The sequence below is a fragment of the Achromobacter sp. D10 genome (genome assembly GCF_035282245.1).
Taxonomy (GTDB): Bacteria; Pseudomonadota; Gammaproteobacteria; order Burkholderiales; family Burkholderiaceae_B; genus Achromobacter; species Achromobacter insolitus.
The window spans coordinates 47,302-69,208 of record NZ_JAYJLE010000012.1; the positions used below are offsets into that span (position 1 = coordinate 47,302).

At 66.1% G+C, this 21,907-nt stretch carries 18 protein-coding genes; 5 read left to right on the forward strand and 13 right to left on the reverse strand.

The window, feature by feature from the left end:
• Positions 1-8: 8 nt before the first annotated feature.
• Positions 9-203: a DUF2783 domain-containing protein gene (locus VCS63_RS24280; RefSeq protein WP_042795145.1), complete on the forward strand. Its 195-nt coding sequence runs from the start codon at positions 9-11 to the stop codon at positions 201-203.
• A 7-nt stretch (positions 204-210) separates the two neighbouring features.
• On the opposite strand, the gene VCS63_RS24285 is transcribed toward VCS63_RS24280, so the two are convergent.
• Positions 211-1,119 (reverse strand): LysR family transcriptional regulator, encoded by a 909-nt coding sequence (locus VCS63_RS24285; protein WP_063642829.1) that lies wholly within the window; start codon positions 1,117-1,119, stop codon positions 211-213.
• Between the two features lie 166 nt (positions 1,120-1,285).
• Between VCS63_RS24285 and hmgA the strand changes: the two genes are divergently transcribed.
• Together hmgA and fahA are read left to right on the forward strand one after the other, a co-directional pair.
• Entirely contained in the window at positions 1,286-2,584 is a 1,299-nt protein-coding gene (gene hmgA / locus VCS63_RS24290; protein ID WP_063642830.1) for a homogentisate 1,2-dioxygenase, read from the forward strand.
• 124 nt (positions 2,585-2,708) lie between these two features.
• Positions 2,709-4,028: a fumarylacetoacetase gene (fahA, locus tag VCS63_RS24295; RefSeq protein ID WP_323881215.1), complete on the forward strand. Its 1,320-nt coding sequence runs from the start codon at positions 2,709-2,711 to the stop codon at positions 4,026-4,028.
• 7 nt (positions 4,029-4,035) lie between these two features.
• Here the strand turns inward: fahA and VCS63_RS24300 are convergent, their stop codons facing one another.
• The 8 genes from VCS63_RS24300 to VCS63_RS24335 all read right to left on the reverse strand — a co-directional run bounded on the left by VCS63_RS24300 (position 4,036) and on the right by VCS63_RS24335 (position 13,232).
• Entirely contained in the window at positions 4,036-4,953 is a 918-nt protein-coding gene (locus VCS63_RS24300) for an acyltransferase (protein ID WP_323881308.1), read from the reverse strand.
• 280 nt (positions 4,954-5,233) lie between these two features.
• On the reverse strand, positions 5,234-7,129 hold the full coding sequence (locus tag VCS63_RS24305; RefSeq protein ID WP_323881217.1) for an LTA synthase family protein: 1,896 nt from the start codon (positions 7,127-7,129) through the stop codon (positions 5,234-5,236).
• Positions 7,130-7,271: 142 nt separating this feature from the next.
• Positions 7,272-8,000 (reverse strand): FadR/GntR family transcriptional regulator, encoded by a 729-nt coding sequence (locus VCS63_RS24310; RefSeq protein ID WP_042795148.1) that lies wholly within the window; start codon positions 7,998-8,000, stop codon positions 7,272-7,274.
• Between the two features lie 148 nt (positions 8,001-8,148).
• Positions 8,149-8,874 carry a phosphatase PAP2 family protein gene (locus tag VCS63_RS24315; RefSeq protein ID WP_233461715.1) on the reverse strand — a complete coding sequence of 242 codons (726 nt, stop codon included), beginning with the start codon at positions 8,872-8,874 and terminating at the stop codon, positions 8,149-8,151.
• Positions 8,875-8,960: 86 nt separating this feature from the next.
• A complete protein-coding gene (locus VCS63_RS24320) occupies positions 8,961-10,331 on the reverse strand; it encodes a HAMP domain-containing sensor histidine kinase (RefSeq protein ID WP_308022576.1) in 1,371 nt (456 codons plus the stop codon).
• Positions 10,328-11,044, reverse strand: coding sequence for a response regulator transcription factor (locus VCS63_RS24325; RefSeq protein ID WP_042795150.1), 717 nt, complete (start codon positions 11,042-11,044; stop codon positions 10,328-10,330). Before VCS63_RS24325 ends, VCS63_RS24320 begins: the two co-directional genes overlap by 4 nt.
• A gap of 21 nt (positions 11,045-11,065) precedes the next feature.
• The gene (locus tag VCS63_RS24330; RefSeq protein WP_323881220.1) at positions 11,066-12,481 is read right to left on the reverse strand and encodes an FAD-binding oxidoreductase; all 1,416 of its coding nucleotides are present in this window, start codon (positions 12,479-12,481) and stop codon (positions 11,066-11,068) included.
• Between the two features lie 121 nt (positions 12,482-12,602).
• Positions 12,603-13,232, reverse strand: coding sequence for a BPTD_3102 family carboxylase-like protein (locus VCS63_RS24335; RefSeq protein WP_042795152.1), 630 nt, complete (start codon positions 13,230-13,232; stop codon positions 12,603-12,605).
• Positions 13,233-13,526: 294 nt separating this feature from the next.
• On the opposite strand from VCS63_RS24335, the gene VCS63_RS24340 reads away from it, so the two are divergent.
• Both VCS63_RS24340 and pgi read left to right on the forward strand, forming a co-directional pair.
• The gene (locus VCS63_RS24340; RefSeq protein WP_323881222.1) at positions 13,527-14,948 is read left to right on the forward strand and encodes a phosphomannomutase/phosphoglucomutase; all 1,422 of its coding nucleotides are present in this window, start codon (positions 13,527-13,529) and stop codon (positions 14,946-14,948) included.
• Between the two features lie 8 nt (positions 14,949-14,956).
• Positions 14,957-16,510, forward strand: coding sequence for a glucose-6-phosphate isomerase (gene pgi / locus VCS63_RS24345; RefSeq protein WP_323881224.1), 1,554 nt, complete (start codon positions 14,957-14,959; stop codon positions 16,508-16,510).
• Between the two features lie 38 nt (positions 16,511-16,548).
• Here the strand turns inward: pgi and VCS63_RS24350 are convergent, their stop codons facing one another.
• From VCS63_RS24350 to asnB, 4 genes are read right to left on the reverse strand one after another with little or no spacing between them, the layout of a single operon-like run.
• Positions 16,549-17,682 carry a glycosyltransferase family 4 protein gene (locus tag VCS63_RS24350; RefSeq protein ID WP_323881226.1) on the reverse strand — a complete coding sequence of 378 codons (1,134 nt, stop codon included), beginning with the start codon at positions 17,680-17,682 and terminating at the stop codon, positions 16,549-16,551.
• Complete coding sequence (locus VCS63_RS24355; protein ID WP_323881228.1) at positions 17,679-18,836, reverse strand: glycosyltransferase family 4 protein; 1,158 nt, start codon at positions 18,834-18,836, stop codon at positions 17,679-17,681. Before VCS63_RS24355 ends, VCS63_RS24350 begins: the two co-directional genes overlap by 4 nt.
• Entirely contained in the window at positions 18,833-19,948 is a 1,116-nt protein-coding gene (locus tag VCS63_RS24360) for a glycosyltransferase family 4 protein (protein WP_308022584.1), read from the reverse strand. The genes VCS63_RS24355 and VCS63_RS24360 overlap by 4 nt, the downstream gene beginning before the upstream one ends.
• Before the next feature lie 3 nt (positions 19,949-19,951).
• Entirely contained in the window at positions 19,952-21,883 is a 1,932-nt protein-coding gene (gene asnB / locus VCS63_RS24365) for an asparagine synthase (glutamine-hydrolyzing) (RefSeq protein WP_175200607.1), read from the reverse strand.
• Positions 21,884-21,907: the final 24 nt, after the last annotated feature.

The window sequence follows — 21,907 nt, forward strand, 5'->3', positions numbered from 1 at the left end:
ACTCCATCATGCTGATTACCGAAACCAACCTGAGCTCGCCGGACGACTTCTACGAAGCGCTGATCGAGACCCATCGCGATCTCACCAACGAGCAAAGCCAGGAACTCAACGCGGCACTGATCCTGCTGCTGGCCAACCACCTGGGCGACATGGACGTGCTGCGCGAGGCCCTGAGCCAGGCACGCGCTTCCGTGGCGCCGTAAACGCCAGTCAGGCTCCCACCGCAAAGGTGTTCACGATCAGCGTCCGCAGCCACTGGTTGCCGCTGTCCCGATCCACCCGGCGCTGCCAGTACATATTGGTCTGCAGCGCCGGTACCCTTATCGGCGGCGTCATGTAGCGCAGGCCGAATGGCGGCGCGGCGCTGGCGGCGAGTTTCTCGGGCACCGTGGCCAGCAAATCGGTAGCGCTGACGATATACGGCACGGCCGAAAAGTGCGGCACGCTGAAGTGCTCGGCCAGGTCGACGCCCGCGCGCTCCATGGACTGATTGACCTGCCCATAGGGCGCCGCGCGCGAGACGATCAAGTGGCGCTCGGCTCGGAAGGCCTTGAGGCCCATACCGGCATGGGCCGTCGGATGAGCCTGCCGGAACAAGGTTGCGTAGCCCTGGCGGAACAGCATGCGCTGCAGCGTCCCCGCCCCCATTTCATCGAATGCCCCGATCGCCAGGTCCACGCGCCCCGTCTCCATTTCCCGCGGCAGGTCCGGCCCCTGCACGCGCACGGAATCGATACGCACCAATGGCGCCACCTGCACGCAGACTTCCATCAGCCGCGGCATGAAGTGGATTTCGCCCACGTCGGTCATCGCCACGCGGAAGCGGCGCGTGCTGGTGGCGGCGTCGAAGACGTCCTGGTCTTTCAGCGCCTGCGACAGCATTGTCAGCGCCTCGCTGACAGGGCCCGCCAGGCGCTGCGCGCGCGGTGTGGGCAGCATGCCCTGCGCCGTGCGTACGAACAGGTCGTCGCCGAATGCCTCCCGCAGCCGCCGCAGCGCATTGCTGACAGCGGGTTGCGACAGGTCCATCCGCCGCGCCACGGCCGACAGGTTGCGATCCTCCAGCAGATGCTGGAAGAGCAGCAGCAGATTCAGATCGACATTGCGCAGTTCCGCCATGCGCCCCCCTACTATTCACAAAATTTATAGTCTCTATTTTTGCATTCCCGTAGCCGCAGCGGGGATTTTTTCCGACAATGGCATATCGGTCACCGGAAGCCTTCCGGACCGACCACCCGCATCAGGCCGCGCGGCCAAGCACCGCGCCGCCGCTCAGGAGGATTCCATGGAACTGCAATACCAGACCGGCTTTGGCAACAATTGCGCCACCGAGGCCCTGCCCGGCGCGTTGCCGGTGGGCCGCAACTCGCCGCAGCAATGCCCTTACGGCCTGTACGCCGAGCAATTGTCCGGTACCGCGTTCACCGCGCCGCGCAATGAAAACCGCCGCTCCTGGCTCTATCGCATCCGTCCGGGCGTGCAGCACAAGCCCTTCGAAGCCTTCGGCGGCGCCACGGGCTGGCTGAGCACGTTTGGCCATGGGCCCGTCACGCCCAATCAGTTGCGCTGGAGCCCGATGCCCATTCCCTCCGCCCCCACCGACTTCCTGGAAGGCGTGAAGACCTGGGGCGGCAACGGCGGCCCTGACGAACAAAGCGGCGTGGGTATCCACCTGTACGCGGCCAACCGTTCGATGCAGGGACGCTTTTTCTACAACGCGGACGGCGAGCTGTTGCTGGTGCCGCAGGAAGGCCGCCTGCGCCTGGCCACCGAACTCGGCCTGATCGACCTGGAACCGCTGGAAATCGCCGTCATCCCGCGTGGCGTGCGTTTCCGCGTGGAACTCCTGGACGGCACCGCGCGCGGCTACATGCTGGAGAACTTCGGCGCGGCCATGCGCCTGCCCGAGCTGGGCCCCATCGGCTCGAACTGCCTGGCAAACGCCCGCGACTTCAAGACTCCCGTGGCGTGGTACGAAGACATCGAAGGCGACTTCGAACTGATCGCCAAGTTCACAGGCGGCTTCTGGCGCGCGTCCATCGGCCATTCGCCGCTGAACGTCGTGGCCTGGCACGGCACGCACGCGCCGTACAAGTACGACCTACGCAACTTCAATACCGTCGGCTCCATCAGCTACGACCATCCGGACCCCTCGATCTTCACCGTGCTGACCGCGCCGTCGGACACCCCGGGAACGGCCAACATGGACTTCGCGATCTTCCCGCCGCGCATCCTGGCCATGGAAAACACCTTCCGTCCGCCCTGGTTCCACCGCAACATCGCCAGTGAATTCATGGGGCTGATCCAGGGCGTCTACGACGCCAAGGCCGACGGCTTCGCCCCTGGCGGCGCCAGCCTGCACAATTGCATGAGCGGCCACGGGCCCGACGCCGAGACCTTCGAAAAGGCCTCTCACGCCGACACCAGCACTGCTCACTACATCCGCGACACCATGGCGTTCATGTTCGAGACGCGGCGCGTCATCCGCCCGACGGAACAGGCCTTGGCCTCGGTAGAATTGCAGGGCGACTACTACCGGTGCTGGCAGGGCATAGCCAAGCATTTCGACCCCAGCAAGGCGTGATACGCAGAACCTCTGCTTTCCGCGCCCACGGCGATGAGCGCAAGCTCATCGCCGTTTGGCATTTGGATTTTCCGGCGCCTGACGCCCGGCCACCGCATAACCACACTGAAAGAGACACGCAGCCATGACCACCACCATCAATGAAACCCACGACCCGTCGCTCAAGAGCTGGATCGCCAGCGCCAACACCGGCGAGTCGGATTTCCCGGTGCAGAACCTGCCCTACGCCGCGTTCCGCCGCAAGGGCACAAACGAATCGTTTCGCCCCGGCGTGGCCATCGGCGACCAGATCCTGGACCTCGCCGCGCTGGCTGCCAAGCAGCCCTTCGAAGGCCTGGCTGCCGAAGCGCTAGCCGCTTGCGCCACGGACAGCCTGAACGCCCTGATGGCCTTGGGTCAGGCGCACTGGAGCGCCCTGCGCCTCGCCCTGTCCCGCGCACTGCGCGAAGGCGCGGCCCTGCGCGGTACCGTCGAGCCGCTGCTGATCAGCCAGGCCGACGCCGAGTACACCACCCCCGCCCGCATCGGCGACTACACCGACTTCTACATCTCTGTGCACCACGCCACCGCCGTGGGCAAGCAGTTCCGTCCCGACAACCCCCTGCTGCCGAACTACAAGTGGGTGCCCATCGGCTACCACGGCCGAGCCTCGAGCATCGGCGTGGATCAGAAGTTCCCCCGTCCCGTCGGCCAGACCCGCCCCGCCAACGAAGGCGAAACGCCCCAATTCGGTCCTTGCGCCCGCCTGGACTACGAACTGGAACTGGGCATCTTCGTCGGCACGGGCAATGCCCAAGGCGATCGCATCAGCCTGGCTGACGCCGAATCCCATGTTTTCGGCCTGTGCATCCTGAACGATTGGTCGGCGCGCGACATCCAGGGCTGGGAATACCAGCCCCTGGGTCCCTTCCTGTCCAAGAACTTCGCCTCCACGATCTCGCCCTGGATCGTCACCATGGAAGCGCTCGAGCCGTTCCGCACGCAATGGAACCGCGGCCCGTCCGAACCGCAGCCCATGCCCTACCTGGCGTCCGACGCCAACCGCGCCAAGGGCGCCTTCGACGTGCAGATGGAAGTCCTGCTGACCACCGAGAAATCGCGTGCCGACAAGCAACCGCCCGCCTTCCTGTCGCGCAGCAACTTCCGCGACGCCTACTGGAACGTGGCGCAACTGATCACGCACCACACGGTCAACGGCTGCAACCTGCAACCGGGCGACATGCTGGGCACCGGCACCCTGTCCGGTCCCCAGCCTTCCGAAGCCGGCTCGCTGCTTGAACTTTCCAACGGCGGCAAAAATCCGATCGAACTGCCCTGGGGCGAAAAACGCACCTTCCTGCAGGACGGCGATCAGATCATCATGCGCGCCGAATGCGTGAAGGCCGGCTATCCGCGCATCGGCTTTGGCGAAAGCTCGGGCCAGGTACTGCCGGCCCGCGCCTGATCCGCGCCTAGTCCGCGCCGGCGCCCGCTCTTGCGGGCGCCATCAACGCCTCGATCTCTTCGTCCTTGGCCTGCCATTGCTGGCCCAGCCAATGATGGAAGGTCGAGCGGAAAGTCTTGTCACCGGTGTAGTCGGCGTCACAGAACTCCGGCGGCACCGGCAACTGCCGCATACGCACCAGCACCTGGCCCGCACGGCCGCAAGCCAGGTCCCAAAAGCTGGGAGCGCCCCCCGGATAGACGATCGTCACGTCTATCATCGAGCGAAAACGCTTGCCCATCGCGTTCAGCGCCACCGCCAGTCCGCCCGCCTTGGGCTTGAGCAGATGCCGATACGGCGATCCCTGCGCATCGCGCTTGGCCGCACTGAAACGCGTTCCTTCAGCAAATACCATCACGCTGGTCGGGACCAACGAGAACTTCGCGCACGCGCGCCGCGCGGCTTCCTGATCCTGCCGCCCCAGATCCGGATTGCGCCGCAACGCCGCCTTGCCGTGGCGCTTCATGAACGGAAAATCCAGCGCCCACCACGCCAGCCCGATCACGGGCACATAGATCAACTGCTGCTTCAGGAAGAACTTCAGCAGCGGAATACGCCGGTTCAGCGAATGCTGCAGCACGAAGATGTCCACCCAGGACTGGTGGTTGCAGTTGACCAGGTACCAGTCGGCGTAGCGCAACCCGTCATGGCCCCGCACATCCCAGGACATATCCTGGATCCGCGCCAACCATCCGGCGTTGCAGGACACCCAGGCCGTGGCGATGCCATTGAGCACGGGATCGACGCCCCGCCTGACCGCCGCGAACGGCAGCAGCAACTTCAACAAGGCCAGTGGAAACAGCAGCAGGCACCAGAACACCGTGTTGAGCGCCAGCCAGACGGTACTGACGGTCCCCGTCACCCATGCGAACCGCCCACGCGGCAACGGCAACACGCGGCGCCGCTCGGACGCGCGGGCATCGGATTTGTTTGATTGGGCGGCAGCGGCGCGGCCAGCCCCGGAAGACGATTCAGGAAAAGTCATGCGCCAGTTTCCTACCTTCACCAAAAATCCGACTTGCGCAGAATCAAGCCTACGATCACGCGCAGCGTCAGCACCCACCGCAAGACAGAACGTATGCTCGATGAGGCCGCCCGCGCGCCCCAGGCTCCCGACACCCCAAGCATCTTAAAAACCAGCGGCATCCCGCAGAGGCCAGCCGCCATCAAGGCAGGCGATACCGCTCTTCCCGATAAGCCCAACTGGCCCACAAAGCATGCGCCAATGCCTCTTCCGAGAGCTGAGGATCCAAAGGCTCCACCGGCGCATACACCTCATCCCGCCCCACAGGCGCAGCCTCGTATCGGAACTGCCGCGGCGGCTTCGAAGGCTCCAGCACCAGCAACTGATCCCCCCGCAGATAGCCGAAATTATCCGCGTACTGCATCATCGCCCGGTTCGGATCCCGCTGCGTCAGATCCACGCCGAGCATAGGATTCACGTTGTCCAGGCCCATCAAGGACAGCATGGTAGGCGCCATGTCGATCTGGCTGACCAGCCGGTCGTCCTGCCGCGGCGCGATGCCCGAGCCCAGGATCAGCGCGGGAATCTGGAAATGCCGCACCGGAACGGGAATGGAGCCGTAGACGCGCGAATCGTGATCCGCGATCACCAGGAACACCGTGTTGTCCCAGTACGGAGCCTTGCGCGCCTTGTCGAAAAACTGGCCCAGTGCCCAGTCCGCATAGCGCACCGTGTTGTCCACGGTGGCCGGATCCCCCTGAGGCTGGATGCGCCCTTCCGGATACTCCCACGGTGAATGATTGGACACCGAGAACGCCAGCGTGAACACCGGCTTATCGCCATCGGCGCGCAGCAGCCGGTCCACCTGGTTGAACATGTCTTCGTCCGAGGCTCCCCATGACCCCTCGAATACGGGGTTCACGAACTTCGGACGGTCGACGATCTCATCGAAGCCGTTGCCCAGGAAAAAGGCCCGCATATTGTCGAAATGCGATTCGCCGCCATATACGAAGCGCGAATGGTAGCCATGTTTGCCCAGCACCTGCGCCAGCGTGAAAAACCCGGTCTGCGAACGCGGCAGCTTCACCACCGCGTCAGCCACGCTGGGCAGGAAACCCGCGGTAACGGCCTCGATGCCCCGCACCGACCGCGTGCCCGTCGCATAGGCGCGGTGAAACATCCAGCCTTCCTTGCCCAGCCGGTCGATGTTGGGTGTCAGATCACGTCCGCCCAGACTGCCCACGTACTGCGCGCCCAGGCTTTCCTGCAGGATGATCACCAGGTTCAGCGGCTTGTCCTTGCGCACCGTCGCCTTCTGCTCATGCAGGCTGGGATAGCGCGGATCCAGCGGCGCGCCCGTCAGGCCCGCCTTCTCGCGCACGATGGCATTCATTTCATCCACCGGCATCTTGGGATACATGGCGGCCGACGAGCGCTCATCGCGCATGCGATAGGCAGCGTCGAACACGCTGTACAACGAATTCAATGCCAGCGCATTGACCATGGCGTCTGAACTGTATGCCACCTTGGCCGGATTGATCGGACGATGCTCCAGCGTGCCGCGCGCGCCCAGGAACACCAGCGCCAGGATCAGGAACGAAGCCACCGGCCGCTTCCACCACGACATGAACGGATCTCGCACTCGCGTGGGAAACAGCCGGATCGCCAGCCAGGCAGCCAGCACCAGCACCACGAAGGCGGCCAGCAGCACGCCCTTGTAGCCCTGCCACAGCATCGACCCGACTTCCTTGGGATTGAGCAGGTAGATGAAATAGAGCCGGTTGGGCCGCGTGTCGTACTCCGCGATGAACTGCGGCGTGGAGACTTCCAGCAGCACATAGAGCATCCACCAGACACGGAACCACCAGGCAGTGATGCGGGCCGCCAACGGCCGGTGTCCGAACCAGGGGGACAGCACCGCCGGCAGCGCGATCACCATCGCCATCAGGCAGATGTCGATGCGCAGACCGCCTAGCAGCAACGGCGCCAGCCCGCCCGCGGCCTCGACGCGGTCCCACATCCAGAAGGCCAGACCCAGGCGTGACAGCGTCAGCAGGGCCAGGACGGCGAGGATGAACCGTAAAGTCAGTTGGCGCATGTAACCGCCCCGTGGCGCCGCGACGCCCGCTCAGAAGAAAAAATGCCGTCGTGTATGCCGAGCAGAGCCATGCCGCCTCGTGGTTCGAAATTTGAAAACGCGCAAAGGTTAACGCGGTTTGGGGCGAACGACCGGCCGCGCCCTATTGGGCGCGCCGCAGGCGTTCGCGGCTGTTGCTCAGGTGCGTGCGCATGGCCGCGCGCGCGGCCTCCGCATCCTGCCGCTGGATGGCGCCGTAGATATCCTCGTGCTCCAGGTTCACGCGCGCCAGATAGGAAGCGCGGTCTTCGTGCGCGAACTTCGCTGAATTGATCCGGGTGCGCGGAATGATGGCCGACCCCAGGTGCGACATGAGATCCGCGAAATAACGGTTGCTCGTGGCTTGCGCGATCAGGAGGTGAAACTGGAAATCCGGCGTGACCGTGTCGCCGCCGCCGTCCAAAGCGCTCTTGAAGGCGTCCAAGGCGCGCCGCATCTCATGCAGCTGCGCCTGGCTGCGACGGGCAGCGGCCAAGCCGGCCGCCTCGCTTTCCAGGCAGATGCGCAGTTCCAGCAACACCAGCACATCGCGCACCGTGGCGATATCGGCGGGGTCCACGCGAAAATCGCCGCTGCCGCTGGGTTCCAGCGCATACGTGCCCACGCCATGATGCGTCTCGACCAGGCCGGACGCCTGCAACCGGGACAGCGCCTCGCGCACTACGGTCCGGCTGACGCCGAACTGGCGCATGATCTCGGATTCCGTCGGCAACTTGTCGCCAGGCCGGATATCGCCATTGCGGATACGTTCCGTGATGTTCTCGACCAGCCCTTGGGCCAGGTTCCGGGGACGACGCCGCGGCAAAGCGGGGGTATCGGCGGGAGCGTTCATCAAGAAAGGTCCGAAAGCGGTTGAGCAGGGCCCGGAGGCCGAGCATCGACGCCCATTGTACTTTGGGCGGACGACGCGATCCGGCCCCGATAAGGCGTGTCCGATGAACCGCGCGCCAGCGCTTCAACCGTCTTGCCAGGTTTGCGTCTCAAAGGTCCCGCGCTTCGCGCTCAGACCTGGCGGCGCCGGTACCCGCCACGATCATGGGGTAAAAAAAGACGGCAGCCAGGAACCACAGCAAGGCGGCGGACCAGAGCGTCTGGCTCAGGAAATGGGCGCCTTGCAGGATACGCACGATGGAAAAGCCGACGCCCGCCGCGACACCCACGGCCAGGCCCCACCAGCGCCAGGCCGGCCGCCCCAACGCCCATCCCGCGAAATACAGGGTCAGCATGGAATAGCCCGCCCCGGCATGGCCGCTGGGCAAGGCTCCGCCGGCTTCCGACCTCACCCAGGTCCACCAATGTTGCGGATAAGGCGTGTACCCGCCCAACGAATCCAGGTCATAGGGACGCGGCAAGGTTGTGTAGTGCTTCAGCTGGTTCACCAGCAATTGTCCGGCCAGACAGGTCGCCGCCACCGCCAGCGCCGGCCCTCGCCACGGCCGCCAGGCGGGGATACGGTAGCTTGCCGCGACCACGCCCACGGCGGCCAGCGCCACCCCGATCGGCAAGGCCAGCACCATGCGGTGGCCGACGAGGTCCAGCCAGCGGTTCAGGTGCAGGGGAAAATCATCCAGCGCCGGATCGAACAACGACCGCGCGATGCGCAGGTCCAGCCCGGAAGCATTGGCCCACCAGGCCAGACAGGCCAGCGCGAGCGTGACTGCAACGACGTGGCTGAGCAGGTACGAGGCCGGCGTTGGCTTGCGCATCGCGGGCGGCGATAGAGGCGGCATGAAAGATGACAGGAGACCGTCGGGCAAACGAAAAGCTTAGGCCGCCCGCAGTCGAAATTTCGTCAAATTTCGGCCTGACCGCGGCCTTCAATCGCCTCTGTCTTGCCTTCGTCGGCACCGAAATGCAATGTGAAGCAGGTGCCGCGCTGCGTGCCCTCGCGCGACGAGTCGACCGACAGCGACCACCCCTGCATGTCGCAAACGCGCTTGGCGATCGCCAGGCCCAGGCCGCGCGGCGTTTCGTCGGGACTGCCCGCCCCCGAATCCCGCATGCGGCCGCTGTAATAGCGGCGAAACAGGAACGGCAGGTCGTCGGCGGCGATGCCCTTGCCGTCGTCGCGGAGTTCCAGCCCGCCGTCGGCCGCCATGCTGGCCGTCAGCGTCGCCGGCGCAGCGTGCTCCACCGCGTTGCGGACCAGATTGCGCAATACGGTCAACAAGGCGTAGCGGTCCAGGGTGCGGACCTGGCCCGCGGCAATCCGGTTTTCGAAGCCGAGCCCGGCCAGCCCGGCCTGGGCTTCGTACCCGCGCCAGGCGTTGTCCATGCATTCGGCAAGATTGACGGGCTCTGCGGGCCGCAGTTCGTCCCGTGCCATGGAACGCGCGCTCTCCAGCGAGACGATCACGTCGTCCACGTTGTCCACCACGCGCGCCAGACGCTGGCGCTGGTCTGGAGTGAGGTCCTGCGTCAGCAACATCAGCTCGCTATCCGAGCGGATCGCCGCCAAGGGCGTGCGCACCTCATGGCTGAGGTTGCCGGCGAATTCGCGTTCGCGCGTGATAGACCGATCCACCTGGTTCTGCACGCGGTTGAAGGCCTCGATGAGGCGGCCCGCCTCATCGTCGCGCGTCACCGCCATGTCCGGGGATCCGGGCGCCCAGGTGGCCAGCCGGTCGGTCAGGTCCAGCAACGGGCCGACGGCGATGGCGGCCACGCGCCGCGACAGCGCATAGGCTCCAACCACGCAAATGGCGCCCACGCCCAGCACGATCAGGCCAAAATCATGCACCCGGCCCTCGTTCTCAGTGGCGTCGTACACCAGATACACCTTGCTGCGGCCCGTGTCGGCCACCATGACATGCCAGGTGTACGCGCCGGGTTCGACCAGGTGCAGGCCGCTTTCGAGGGCGGCGATCTCCTGGGGCATGCCTATGGGCGGCTTGCCGTCCACGCTGAACCAGGCTCGCATGGAACCGCCCAGTTCGCGGACGCCGTCGCGCGGCAGGAAGCCGTCGCTGACGCGCGCATGCTGCACCAGCCGGTCCATTTCGGTATTCAGAATGTCATTGACCAGATCGTCTTCCATCTGGTCGAAGGTCAGATAGGCCAGCAGAGCCAGCGCCGTCACGAAAAGCGCGACGGTGCCGGTCAGCGCCCACACCACCCGCTGGGTCAGGGTGCCTCCGGCCGCCGCCGACGAGACGCCCGTCATCTTGACGCTCCGCCTTCCATCGTCAGGCGCCAGCCTGTCCCATGTATGGTCTCGATGCCATCAAACCCCGCATCGGCCAGCGCGCGGCGCAACAGATGAACCTGGCTGCGCAACGCATCCGAAGAAGGTGGTTCGTTGCCCCACAGCGTGGACTCCAGCTCTTCACGCGACACCACCCTTCCGGGCTCGCGCAATAGCGCCTCGATGATGAGGCCCGCCTTGCGCGTGAGGTGCACAGGGTTGCCGTTGACGGACACCTCGCGGTTGCGGGTGTCGAATGACAACGGGCCAAAGGCCCGAACCGAATCCACGGTCGCACCCTTGGCGCGTTGGATCAGCGCGATCAGGCGCGCCTCGACCTCCAGCAACGCGAAGGGCTTGGTCAAGTAGTCATCCGCGCCATGCGAGAAACCCGCCAGCTTGTCTTCGAGGCTGTCGCGGGCGGTCAGCATCAGCACGGGCACGTCCGCCCGCATGTCGTTGCGCAGCGTGTGCAGCACCGCATTGCCGTCCATGCCCGGCAGGCCGATGTCCAGGATAAGCGCGTCGAAGCGCTGCTCTTTCAGGCGCGCCAACGCGGCCGGACCGGAATAGGCGGCATCCGGCAGGAAGCCGCGCGCTTCCAGGAAGGTATACAGGTTGCCGGCGATGACGGGGTCGTCCTCGACGACCAACACCCGGTAATTCGCGCCTGCCGCGGGACTGGTTGCCATGGTTGCGTTCCCTGTGCGCGGTCAGGTGCGCAGCACCTTGCCCGGATTCATCAGCCCTTGCGGGTCCAGCGCGCGCTTGATCCGCCGCATCAGATCCAGTTCTACCGCGCTCTTGTAGCGAGGCAATTCGTCGAGCTTGAGCTGGCCCACGCCGTGCTCCGCGCTGATCGAGCCCTGATGCGCATGCACGCTGTCGTGCACTACGCCGTAGATGTCGCCTTGCAGCGCCAGCAGTTCGGCCTCGGTCTGCCCCGGCGCATGGGCCACGTTGTAGTGCAGGTTGCCGTCGCCAAGATGGCCGAAGATCACATGGCGCACGCCTGGAAAACGCGCCTGCAGCAAGGCGTTCGTCTTGTGCACAAAACCGGCGATCGCGGAGATCGGGATGGACACGTCATGCTTGACGGACTTGCCCAGTTCCGCCTCGGCCAGCGGGATGCTTTCGCGCAGATGCCAGAGCGCCTTGCTTTGCGCCACATTCGCGGCGATGGCCGCGTCGTTGACCAGTCCACTTTCGATGGCCTCGCCAAGCACGGTTTCGAAACGTTCGCGCGCGTGGGCCTCGCTTTCGCTGTCGGACAGTTCCAAAAGGGCAAACCATGGAGACGCGGCGGAGTCCCCATCAAAGGGCAGCCGCTGCTGCGGAAACAGACGCACCACCGCCTGCAGGCATGCGCCGCTCATGAGTTCGAATCCGGTCAGCGCGGCGCCAAAGCCAGCACGGGCGCGCGACAGCAGTTCGACGGCCTGGTCGATGCCGTCCAGCGTCAGCAATGCCGTGCACGAAGCCACCGGCCTGGGAAACAGCTTCAATGTGGCGGCGGTAATAATGCCCAGCGTGCCTTCGCTGCCGATGTACAAGTCGCGCAGATCGTAGCCGGTGTTGTCCTTGCGCAAGCCGCGCAGGCCGTTCCAGATCTCGCCTTCGGCGGTCACGACCTCCAGGCCCAGCGTCAGGTCGCGCGTGTTGCCATAGCGCAGCACCTGCGTGCCGCCCGCGTTGGTCGCGAGGTTGCCGCCGATGGTGCAGCTGCCTTCGGCAGCCAGACTCAGCGGGAACAGCCTGCCGGCGGCGGCCGCGGCCTCCTGCACCGCCTGCAGCACGCAGCCCGCTTCCACGGTAATCGTGTCGTTGTCGGTATCCAGGGCGCGCACGGCCGTCAGCCGTGTGGTGGACAGGATCACCGCAGTGCCGGACAGGTCGGGCGTGGCGCCGCCGCAAAGGCCGGTATTGCCGCCCTGCGGCACCACCGGCACGCCGTGCCGGGCGCACAGTTTCACTGCCGCCGCCACTTTCTCGGTGGAGCCTGGACGGATCACGGCCAGCGCGGCCCCTCGATAGCGGCGACGCCAATCCAGCACATAAGTATCGGCATCCGTGCCCGTCAGCACGTGGGAAGCGCCCAGAAGGGACTGTAGATCGCTCAGCAAGGTCATATGCGCCGCACAAGTAAGGCCTGGACGCGCCCAGGCTTGGGATGTGCGGTCTATTGTAGGGGCTGAAAGCCCGCCTTGGCCGCAGCGCGGCGGACTGTCGGAGTCCGCCGGCAAACCGGGGTCAACCGACAGCCTGATCCAGCCGCGTGCCCGTCAGGCCCGAGCAATAGGCCCGCGAGGCGATGCGGTTCATGAGAAAGGCGCGGTCGACGCCGGCGGGCCCGGGCATTTCCGACAAGGCGCGATAGGCGCGGCGCAGGACCTCGCCCCGGGTCGCGCCGCAGACCAGCAGCCGTGTGCAGGGCAGACGGCGGTCCACGCAGCCGTCGATGCGCACTTCCAGCGCATGGGCCGCAACGGGTTCGCAGTCGTCCACCGCCGCACCCGAATGGGCCTGCGCCTGCGCGCTGATCACGCGAAACACGCCGCTGCGGTCGTCCAGCGCGAAGGCAACGGTACCCATGCCCTGCCAGCCGCGGTCCCGCGCCACGTCGGCAGCCACGGTGCGCAATGCGCTTTCCACGGAAACCGGCAACTGGGGGGCCGGGCATTCGGCAATCAGGACGCGAGCATCGCGCCATACGCAGCGCTCCCAGGCACGGCCTGTCACCAGCCCGCCCGATTCGGAAACGACTACATGGATATCCAGCCGGCGTTCGCGGCCCGCGGCCGGCCCGGCATGGTCCGTGGGCGGGCCTCGCCGGTTTGAGGCGCCCCTGGATGACATGACTGTAGAAACTTTGGCGCCCATGGCCCCTCCCGGTCTTTCTGCTTGCATAGCAAGCGTATCACCTTCGGAGGACGAGCAAGTTTTATGCCATGCGCAACACCCAGCGCAAGGCCTGCAAACGCCGGCTCGCGCCGCACCGAAACAAGGCGCGCGCCCCTGCCTGCGCACCAGATCAGGGCGCATGCGTGCCAAGGCGCGAGCCCGAAAATGCCCTACACCGTCTGCCGGATCAAGGCGCAGCGCCAATGGGGGATAATTCCGGTTTAATCCTTTGCCAGGCGCCTTTTGATATGCGGGTTTACCAGAACCCCCAGAATGCGCCCGCAACCCTCTCAAGGAATCGCCGTGGGCAACAACACGCAATTTCCGGGCTCGGTGTTCAAGGCCTATGACATCCGCGGCACCGTGCCCGACCTGATCGACGCCCGTTTTGCCCGTGCCCTGGGCTCGGCGCTGGCGGCCCGCGCACGCGAACAAGGCGTGCAGACGCTGGTCGTCGGGCGCGACGGCCGCCTGAGCAGCGAAATGCTGTCGGTGGCGCTGCAGGAGGGCATGCTGGAGGGCGGCGTGGACACCCTGGACATCGGAATGGTGCCCACCCCCCTGGTCTATTTCGCCGCCAACGTCATGCAGACGGGCTCGGGCGTCGCCATCACGGGCAGCCACAACCCGCCGAAGTACAACGGCTTCAAGATGATGATGGGCGGCCGCGCGCTCTACGGCGAAGACGTGCAGGCGCTCGCGGCGAGCATGAATGGCGCGGCCAGCGCCCCGGCGGCGGGACCCGGCGTGCGCCGCCAACTGGACCTGGTGGCCGCCTACATCGCGCGCGTGGCCTCGGGCATCAAGCTGGCGCGGCCCATGAAGATCGCCATCGACTGCGGCAACGGCGTCGCGGGCGCGGTTGCCCCCGCCCTGTTCCGCGCCCTGGGTTGCGAAGTCACCGAGCTCTTCTGCGAAGTGGACGGCACCTTCCCCAACCACCATCCCGACCCTGCCGAACCCAAGAACCTGCAGGACCTGATCAAGTGCGTGGCCGAGACCGACTGCGAACTGGGGCTGGCGTTCGACGGCGACGGCGATCGCCTCGGCGTGGTCACCAAATCGGGGCAGATCGTCTGGCCAGACCGCCAACTGGTGCTGTTCGCCCGCGATGTGCTGGATCGCAATCCGGGCGCCACCATCATCTACGATGTGAAGTGCAGCCGCCACGTGGGCCTTTCCATCGAGGCGGCCGGCGGCGTTCCGCTAATGTGGAAAACGGGGCATTCCCTGGTCAAGGCCAAGCTTGCCGAGACCGGCGCGCCGCTGGCGGGCGAAATGAGCGGCCACATATTCTTCAAGGAACGCTGGTACGGCTTCGATGATGGCCTCTATACCGGTGCCCGCCTGCTGGAGATCGTGTCGCGCTTCGACGACCCCTGCGCCGCCCTGGAAGCGCTGCCGCAAGACGTCTCCACGCCCGAGCTGAAGCTGGAAATGGAAGAAGGCCAGCCCTTCACCCTGGTACAGGCCCTGCAAGAGCGGGGACAATTTCCCGGCGCCCACCGCGTGCTCACCATCGACGGCGTGCGCGCGGAGTATCCGGACGGTTTCGGCCTGGCGCGCCCGTCCAACACCACGCCCGTCGTCGTGCTGCGATTCGAAGCACAAACGCCCGAGGCATTGGAACGCATACAGGCCGACTTCCGGCGTGAACTGCACAAGCTCGCGCCGCAAGCCAAACTGCCTTTCTAGATTTCCCTATGTCCCTATCGAACAGCCCAGCCTGGAAACAGTTCACCGCGGCCACGCTTGCCGCGCCCTGCCGCGGCGAACAATTGCGCCTCATCAATGCCCCCGGATTGCGCCTGGACCTGAGCGCGCAAGCGTATTCACCGGACTTGCGAGCCGCAGAGGCAGCCCTGCTGGAACAACAGGGCTTTGAGGCCGCCCGAGCCTGCCTGTTCGATGGCGGCAATGCCAATTGGACCGAGGAACGCCCTGCCTGGCATACGGCCTTGCGCGCGGCCCAGCCGCCCGCCCGGGTAGGCAAGGCCGTGCTGGCCGAGCGCGAACGCATACGCGAATTCGTACGCCAGGCCGACGCGGCCGGGCGGTATGGCAGCGTATTGCACCTGGGCATCGGTGGCAGCGATTGGGGTCCCCGGCTGGTCACGCGCGCACTGCGCCATGGCGGAGCCCGGCGCGAAGTGCGCTTCGCGTCCAATGTGGACTCGCATTCGGTGGCGGACGCGATGAGCCGGCTGGACCCGCACGATACCCTGATCATCGTCGCCTCCAAGTCGTTCACCACCACCGAGCCGCTGGCCAACGCCGAAGTCGCCATGAACTGGCTGCGCGACGCCGGCGTGGCCGATCCGATCAAGCAGGTCGTGGCCGTCACCGCCAACGTCGAGGCGGCGTTGAATCTAGGCATCCTTCCGGACCATATCTTCCAGATCTGGGATTGGGTGGGCGGGCGCTATTCGCTGTGGTCCGCCATCAGCCTGCCGGTCGCGCTTGCCTTGGGCATTGAGGTGTTCGACCAGTTGCTGGCCGGCGCCGCGGCCATGGACGAGCACTTCCGCACCGCGCCCATCGAGGAAAACGCCCCGGTCCAGCTGGCGCTGGCAGGCGTCGTGAACCGCAGCGTGCTGGGCTACGACTCCCTGGTGATCGCGCCCTACGATTCGCGGCTGTATCACATCGTGCCTTGGGCACAGCAGCTGGAAATGGAATCGCTGGGCAAGGTCGCCACGGCGGACGGCAGCCCCGCCGGGGTACCTACGGGACCCGCCGTCTGGGGCATGTCCGGCACGGATTGCCAGCACACCTTCTTCCAATGGCTGCACCAGGACACCCGGGGCGCCCCCGTCGACTTTATCCTGTGTGAACAACCGGATCATGCCTATGCCCGGCACCATGAGCTGCTGATCGCCAATTGCCTGGCGCAGCGTTCCGCACTGCTGCGCGGCAAATCCTTTGAAGAAGCGCTGGCGGAAACCTCCGCCATCGAAAGCGACCCGGACCGCGCGCGGCTGCTGGCGCAGCATCGCGTCCACCCGGGCGGACGGCCATCATCGCTGATAGTGCTGCCGCATCTGGAGGCCTACACCCTGGGCGCGCTACTGGCGCTTTACGAACACAAGGTGTTCACGCAGGGCGTGGTGTGGGGCATCAACCCCTTTGACCAATGGGGCGTGGAGTTCGGCAAAGCGCTGGCCAAGGGCATCATGCATGAGCTGAATTCGCCCCAGGCCAGCCAGCAGGATCCTTCCACCCGCTTCTGGATCGACGCCATCTCGCGCCGCCCTTGATTCCTGGCCCATGCCGGCCAGGCACCGGCCCTTCGACGTCAAGCGCTGAGCTGGTCGTAGATTTCCACGTGAATGCGCGCGACGCGCTCGATGTTGAACTCGCGCTCGGCCAGCGCCCTGCCGGCCGCGCCCATGGACTGGCGCAAGGCTGGATCCTCGGCCAGGCGGGCGATGGCGTCCGCCAGTGCCTGCGCATCGCGCACCGGCACGAGCAGTCCGGTCTCGCCGGGCTCGATCGCATCCCGGCAGCCAGGAACATCGGTCGTCACGACCGCCCGGCCACAAGCCGCGGCCTCGATCAGTGACTTAGGCAGTCCTTCGCGATAGGACGGCAGCACCGCGATATGCGAAGCCGCGTACAGCGCGGCCACGTCGGAACGTTCCCCCAGCGCGCGCACGCAGCCTTCACGCTGCCAGGCGTCCACGTCCTCTTGTGTCGCCGAAGCCGGATTGCCTGCGTCCACGCCGCCAACCATCTGCATGGTCACGGGCAGGCCGCGCTCCTTCAGCAGCCTTGCCGCCTGCACGAATTCCTGCACGCCTTTGTCGCGCAGCAAGCGCGCCACCATGGTCACCACGACAGGCGGCGCCGCCTGCTCGGGCAGGGCACGATACTCGTCGAGGTCCACGCCCGCGCCCCGGATGATGACAATCTGGGCATCGCGCACCGCACCGAGCGACTTGAGCATGTCGCGGTCGCTGGCATTCTGGAAAATCACGCGGCTGTTGGGATGGCCCAGCGCCAGCCGGTACAGGCGCGCAACCACGGCGCGCACCAGCTTCATCTTCAGCGAATTGGACAGGAACACGAAGCCCAGCCCGGAAATCGCCGCGACCATGCCCGGCACGCGCGCCACCCGCGCTGCGATGCCGCCGTAAAGCACGGGCTTGATCGTGACCAGATGCACGATTTGCGGCCGCAGACGGCGGAATAGCCGTATCAAGGCCAGCAACGTGCTCAGCTCCTGCAACGGATGCTTGCCGCTGCGCGTCATCGGAATCACGTGATGCGTCATGCCCAGCGCCTGGATGTCGGCTACGGCCGGGCCGTCCATCGTCGCAACATGGACGTCGTACCCAGCCTGTTGCGCGGCCAAGGCCACCGGCACGCGGTGCGACATGAAGAAGGCGGGGTTGTTGACGACAAACAGCAGGCGGCGCCCGGTGCTCATGCTTGCACTCCTGAGATGCGGCGCCATACCGCGATGTAGCTTTGCACCATGCGCGCTATGTCGAAATTTTCCAGCACGCGGGCGCGGCCCGCTTCGCCTGCGCGCTCGCGGCCGCGCGCAGCCACCTCGCGCAAGGCCGTTTCAATGCCGCGGGCCAGTGCCTCGGGCTGCTCGGGCGGCACCACCACCCCAGCATCGCCAACGATGTAGGCGGCGTCACCCACGTCTGTCACGACGCAATAGACACCGCAGGCCATGGCTTCCGCGACCACATTGGGAAACCCTTCCGCGCAACTGGACAGGACGTGCAGGTCCAGCCCGTTCATCGCGGCGGGCACGTCGTCGCTAGGCCCGGCCAGCACCAGCCGATCACGCAGACCCAGCTTGTCTACCAGAGCGCTCAGTTCTGCGTTATCCGTATCCATGCCTCGGCCTATCAGCACGCAGCGCAAGCCCGCATCGCGGCCGTCGCGCACCAGCGCGGCGATGGCGCGCAACAGGTTGGCATGGTCTTTGAGGGGATCCCAGCGGGCCACGCAGCCAATGGCTGGCACGTCCTGCGGCACGCCCCATTGCGCGCGCACCCGCGAACGGGCCTCGGCATTGGGCGCGTAGCGCGACAGGTCGTAGCCGTTGGCAATCACCACCATGCGTGCGCGGTCGTAGCCCTTATCGGCATGCCGTTCCGCCGATTTCTGGGCTGCGCACACGATCGCCTTGGGTATGCGTCCGGACAGCAACGCGCACGCCCGCAACACCATGCGCGCTGAGCGGCTGCTGCGCTCCAGGTGTTCGCCGGAATTGCGTATGCCCCAGGCAATGGCGCGCACGCCCGCCAGGCGCGCAGCCAAGCCGCCGATCAGGTCGGCGTGATACATCCAGGTCTGCACCGCGTCGGGACGTTCCGCGGCGACAAGCGCGCGCAGGGCCAGAAAGCCGCCCAGGCTGACGCGTCCGCGTTTCATGCCCAGCACGTGCACGGCCACGCCGGCCGCTCGCAGGCGTTCGCCATAGATGCCCTCGTCGGTCAGCGACACGACGACATGTTCCACGTTTGCTTCGGGATAGGTCGCCAGGCGGAACAGCACCGATTCCGCGCCCCCCTGTCCCAGCCCGGTAATGATGTGCAGAACGCGCAACGGGCGAGCGCTCATCGCCCCTCCCGCACGGCATCGAACAATTCATCCCACTCTGCCAGCACGCTGGCCAGCGCATAGCGCTGCCGCACCGCGGCGGCTCCGCGCATGCCCAGTTGTTGCCGCAGGGATATGTCTTCAAGCAGGCGGCGCAAGGCATCGCGCAGGGCGTCGCGATTGCCGGCGGGCACCAGCAGGGCGTCTTCGCCGTCGCGCGTCATCTCGCGCGGCCCGCTGGGACAATCGAACGCCACGCAAGGCAGTCCCAGCGACATCGCCTCCAGCAAGACATTCGGAAAGCCCTCCACCAGCGAGCTCAGCACGAAAGCCTGCCCGCGCGCCAGCTCTTCCCAAGGCTCCTCGGTGCGGCCGGGCAGGCTGATGCGCGACTGCAGGCCCAGGCGCGCGACCTGCTGTTCCAGCGCGCCGCGTTCAGGCCCTTCGCCCCAGATGCGCAGGTTCCAATCCGGAAAATCCGGCGCCAACTGCGCGAAAACGTCGATCAGCAGGTCGAATTGCTTGTCGGGGACCAGCCGGCCCATCGCCAGCAGTTCGCGGGGACCGCCGTCTTCGCGCTGCCGCACGAACGGCCCGTCAAGCAAAGGCGCCGGCAAGGGATTGGGAATGACGGCCAGACGCTTGATGCCGGGCACCTGCCGCCCGAACGGGCCGGCAGTATCTTCCGCCTGCACCGTCACCATGTCGGCGCGGGGATACAGAATGCGGCGCAGTTTGCGCCACACCGTGCCCGTGGTGGTTTCGGCCAAGGGATTGGTCCGCTCGCAGACAATCAGCGGCACGCCCAGCCCGCGGGTGGCGAGAATGGCGGCCACGTTGACGTTGGTCAGGAAAGACACCACCACATCTGGCCGGGAGTCGCGGATATGCCGGCGCAGCGCCAGCAGGCGCTTGAACGCGGCCATCGGGCCAGACACCCGCGTGCCGGCCAGGTCCGCCAGCCATGCGAGTTCGACCTTGTCCGACAGCGGGTAGAAGCAGGTGCCCTTGGACGAGTAGGTGGGCGTCAGGATGACGGAATCCCCGCGTTCGGCCCACGCATTGACCAGCGTGGCGGCAACCCGCTCCGCGCCGCCCGCATGCATGGAACTGACCAGCATCAAGATTTTCATGCGTCAAAGACTCCCAACCGATCCTCCCTGATCCTTGTTGCCGCGATAGCGGTCAAGCCAGGCTTGCATCATCAGCACACCCCACAGGTGGCTGTCCCAGTTCCGATGGCCCGAAGTGTGTTCGCGCCACTTGCGCAGGATGGGCTCGGGTTCAAACCAGCCCTCCTGGCGCAGCCGCGACGGATCCAGCAGCGCATCGGCCCATTCGCGCAGCGGTCCGCGCAGCCAGGCAGCCAGCGGCACGGCAAACCCGCGCTTGGGGCGGTCCACCAGCGCCTGCGGCACGTGGCGATGGAGCACCTGGCGCAGCAGCCACTTGCCCGTATTGCCACGCACCTTGTACTGGTGCGGCAGGCTCCAGGCGAATTCATATACGCGATGATCGATCAGCGGCACGCGCGTTTCCAGGCTGACGGCCATGGCGGCGCGATCCACCTTGACCAGGATGTCGTCGGGCAGGTAGGTCACCGTGTCCAGCTTCATCATGGCCTCGAAGGTGGACCCTTGCATTGCCCGCGCGAATTCAGACACAGGTTCCACGCCGCCCTTCACCACGCTGGAAGGATCGGACCAATAGGACACGAACAAGCGATAGAACTCGCCCTTCGTGTCGGCGCGCAGCAGTTCGCCCAGTTTGCCGACCTTGCCGCGCCACGCCCCACGGCCCGGCAGATGGGTCGAAGCGCTGAGCAGCGCGCCAGCGGGCTTGCGCAGCAAGGCAGGCACGCGCTCGCATTGCTGCCACCAGTTGTTCACGCGGAAATACCGCGAATAACCGCCGAACAGTTCGTCCCCGCCATCGCCGGACAGCGCCACCGTGACGTGCTGGCGCGCCATGCGCGTGACGAGCGACGTGGGGATCTGCGACGAATCCGCGAACGGCTCGTCGTACATGTCGGCCAGCGAGGGCACCACGGCCAACGCGTCTTCAGCGGTCACGTAGAGCTCGGTATGGTCCGTGCCCAGGTGCGTAGCCACGGCTTTGGCGTGTTGCGCCTCGTCGTAGCCTTTCTCGTGAAAGCCGATGGCGAACGTACGCACTGGCTGCGAGCTCTGCGCCTGCATCAGGGCCACGATGGTGGAGGAATCGATCCCGCCCGACAGAAATGCGCCCAGGCTCACGTCCGACAGCATCTGGCCACCTACGGCCTTGGACAACACGCCCTCCAGCGCATCGGTGGCCTGCGCGTCGGATTCGAACGACAGCAGGGATTGGGCGGAGGTATCTGCGGCCTCGCGAGCCGACCAGTACACGCGCGGCTCGGGCATGCGGCGGCTGCGGGTATCGTCGGCGGTGAACTCGACCCAGGTCCCCGGCGGCAGCTTGGCAATGCCCTGGTAAATGGACTGCGGCGCCGGGATGTAGTTGTGCCGCATGAACGACGCCAGCGCGTTGCGATTGAGTTCGCGGCCGAAACCAGGAATCGGCATCAGGCCTTTGAGTTCGGAGGCAAACACCAACTCCGCGCCGGAATAGCCGTAATACAGCGGCTTTTCGCCCATGCGGTCGCGCGCCAGCATCAGTTTGCGCGAGGCGCGGTCCCACAACGCGATGGCGAACATGCCCACCGCGGCCTGCAAGGTGGCCTCGATGCCCAGGGCGGTGAACCCCGCCAGCAGCGTTTCCGTGTCGGAATGGCCGCGCCAGGACGGTGCCAGCGCCGATTGCTCGAGCTGCTTGCGGATGTCCAGGTGGTTGTAGATCTCGCCGTTGAACACCATGACATAGCGGCCGCAGGCCGACGTCATGGGCTGATGGCCCGCCTCGGTCAGGTCGAGGATGGCCAGGCGCACGTGCGCCAGCGCCAGCTCGGCCTCGGTATCTTCCCAGAAGCCGTTGCTGTCGGGCCCGCGGTGGCGGATGCGGCGGCAGCTTTCCGCCAGCACCTGCGCCTTGTTCCCGATAGGGCCCCAAATCCCGACTATTCCGCACATGATGAAGTTCTCGTTGTCACTGTA

Coding starts and splice junctions, on each gene's coding strand:
- VCS63_RS24280 (WP_042795145.1), top strand. CDS start 9: ATGCTGATTACCGAAACCAACCTGAGCTCGCCGGACGACTTCTACGAA.
- VCS63_RS24285 (WP_063642829.1), bottom strand. CDS start 1,119: ATGGCGGAACTGCGCAATGTCGATCTGAATCTGCTGCTGCTCTTCCAG.
- hmgA (WP_063642830.1), top strand. CDS start 1,286: ATGGAACTGCAATACCAGACCGGCTTTGGCAACAATTGCGCCACCGAG.
- fahA (WP_323881215.1), top strand. CDS start 2,709: ATGACCACCACCATCAATGAAACCCACGACCCGTCGCTCAAGAGCTGG.
- VCS63_RS24305 (WP_323881217.1), bottom strand. CDS start 7,129: ATGCGCCAACTGACTTTACGGTTCATCCTCGCCGTCCTGGCCCTGCTG.
- VCS63_RS24310 (WP_042795148.1), bottom strand. CDS start 8,000: ATGAACGCTCCCGCCGATACCCCCGCTTTGCCGCGGCGTCGTCCCCGG.
- VCS63_RS24315 (WP_233461715.1), bottom strand. CDS start 8,874: ATGCGCAAGCCAACGCCGGCCTCGTACCTGCTCAGCCACGTCGTTGCA.
- VCS63_RS24320 (WP_308022576.1), bottom strand. CDS start 10,331: ATGACGGGCGTCTCGTCGGCGGCGGCCGGAGGCACCCTGACCCAGCGG.
- VCS63_RS24325 (WP_042795150.1), bottom strand. CDS start 11,044: ATGGCAACCAGTCCCGCGGCAGGCGCGAATTACCGGGTGTTGGTCGTC.
- VCS63_RS24330 (WP_323881220.1), bottom strand. CDS start 12,481: ATGACCTTGCTGAGCGATCTACAGTCCCTTCTGGGCGCTTCCCACGTG.
- VCS63_RS24335 (WP_042795152.1), bottom strand. CDS start 13,232: ATGGGCGCCAAAGTTTCTACAGTCATGTCATCCAGGGGCGCCTCAAAC.
- VCS63_RS24340 (WP_323881222.1), top strand. CDS start 13,527: ATGCGCCCGCAACCCTCTCAAGGAATCGCCGTGGGCAACAACACGCAA.
- pgi (WP_323881224.1), top strand. CDS start 14,957: ATGTCCCTATCGAACAGCCCAGCCTGGAAACAGTTCACCGCGGCCACG.
- VCS63_RS24350 (WP_323881226.1), bottom strand. CDS start 17,682: ATGAGCACCGGGCGCCGCCTGCTGTTTGTCGTCAACAACCCCGCCTTC.
- VCS63_RS24355 (WP_323881228.1), bottom strand. CDS start 18,836: ATGAGCGCTCGCCCGTTGCGCGTTCTGCACATCATTACCGGGCTGGGA.
- VCS63_RS24360 (WP_308022584.1), bottom strand. CDS start 19,948: ATGAAAATCTTGATGCTGGTCAGTTCCATGCATGCGGGCGGCGCGGAG.
- asnB (WP_175200607.1), bottom strand. CDS start 21,883: ATGTGCGGAATAGTCGGGATTTGGGGCCCTATCGGGAACAAGGCGCAG.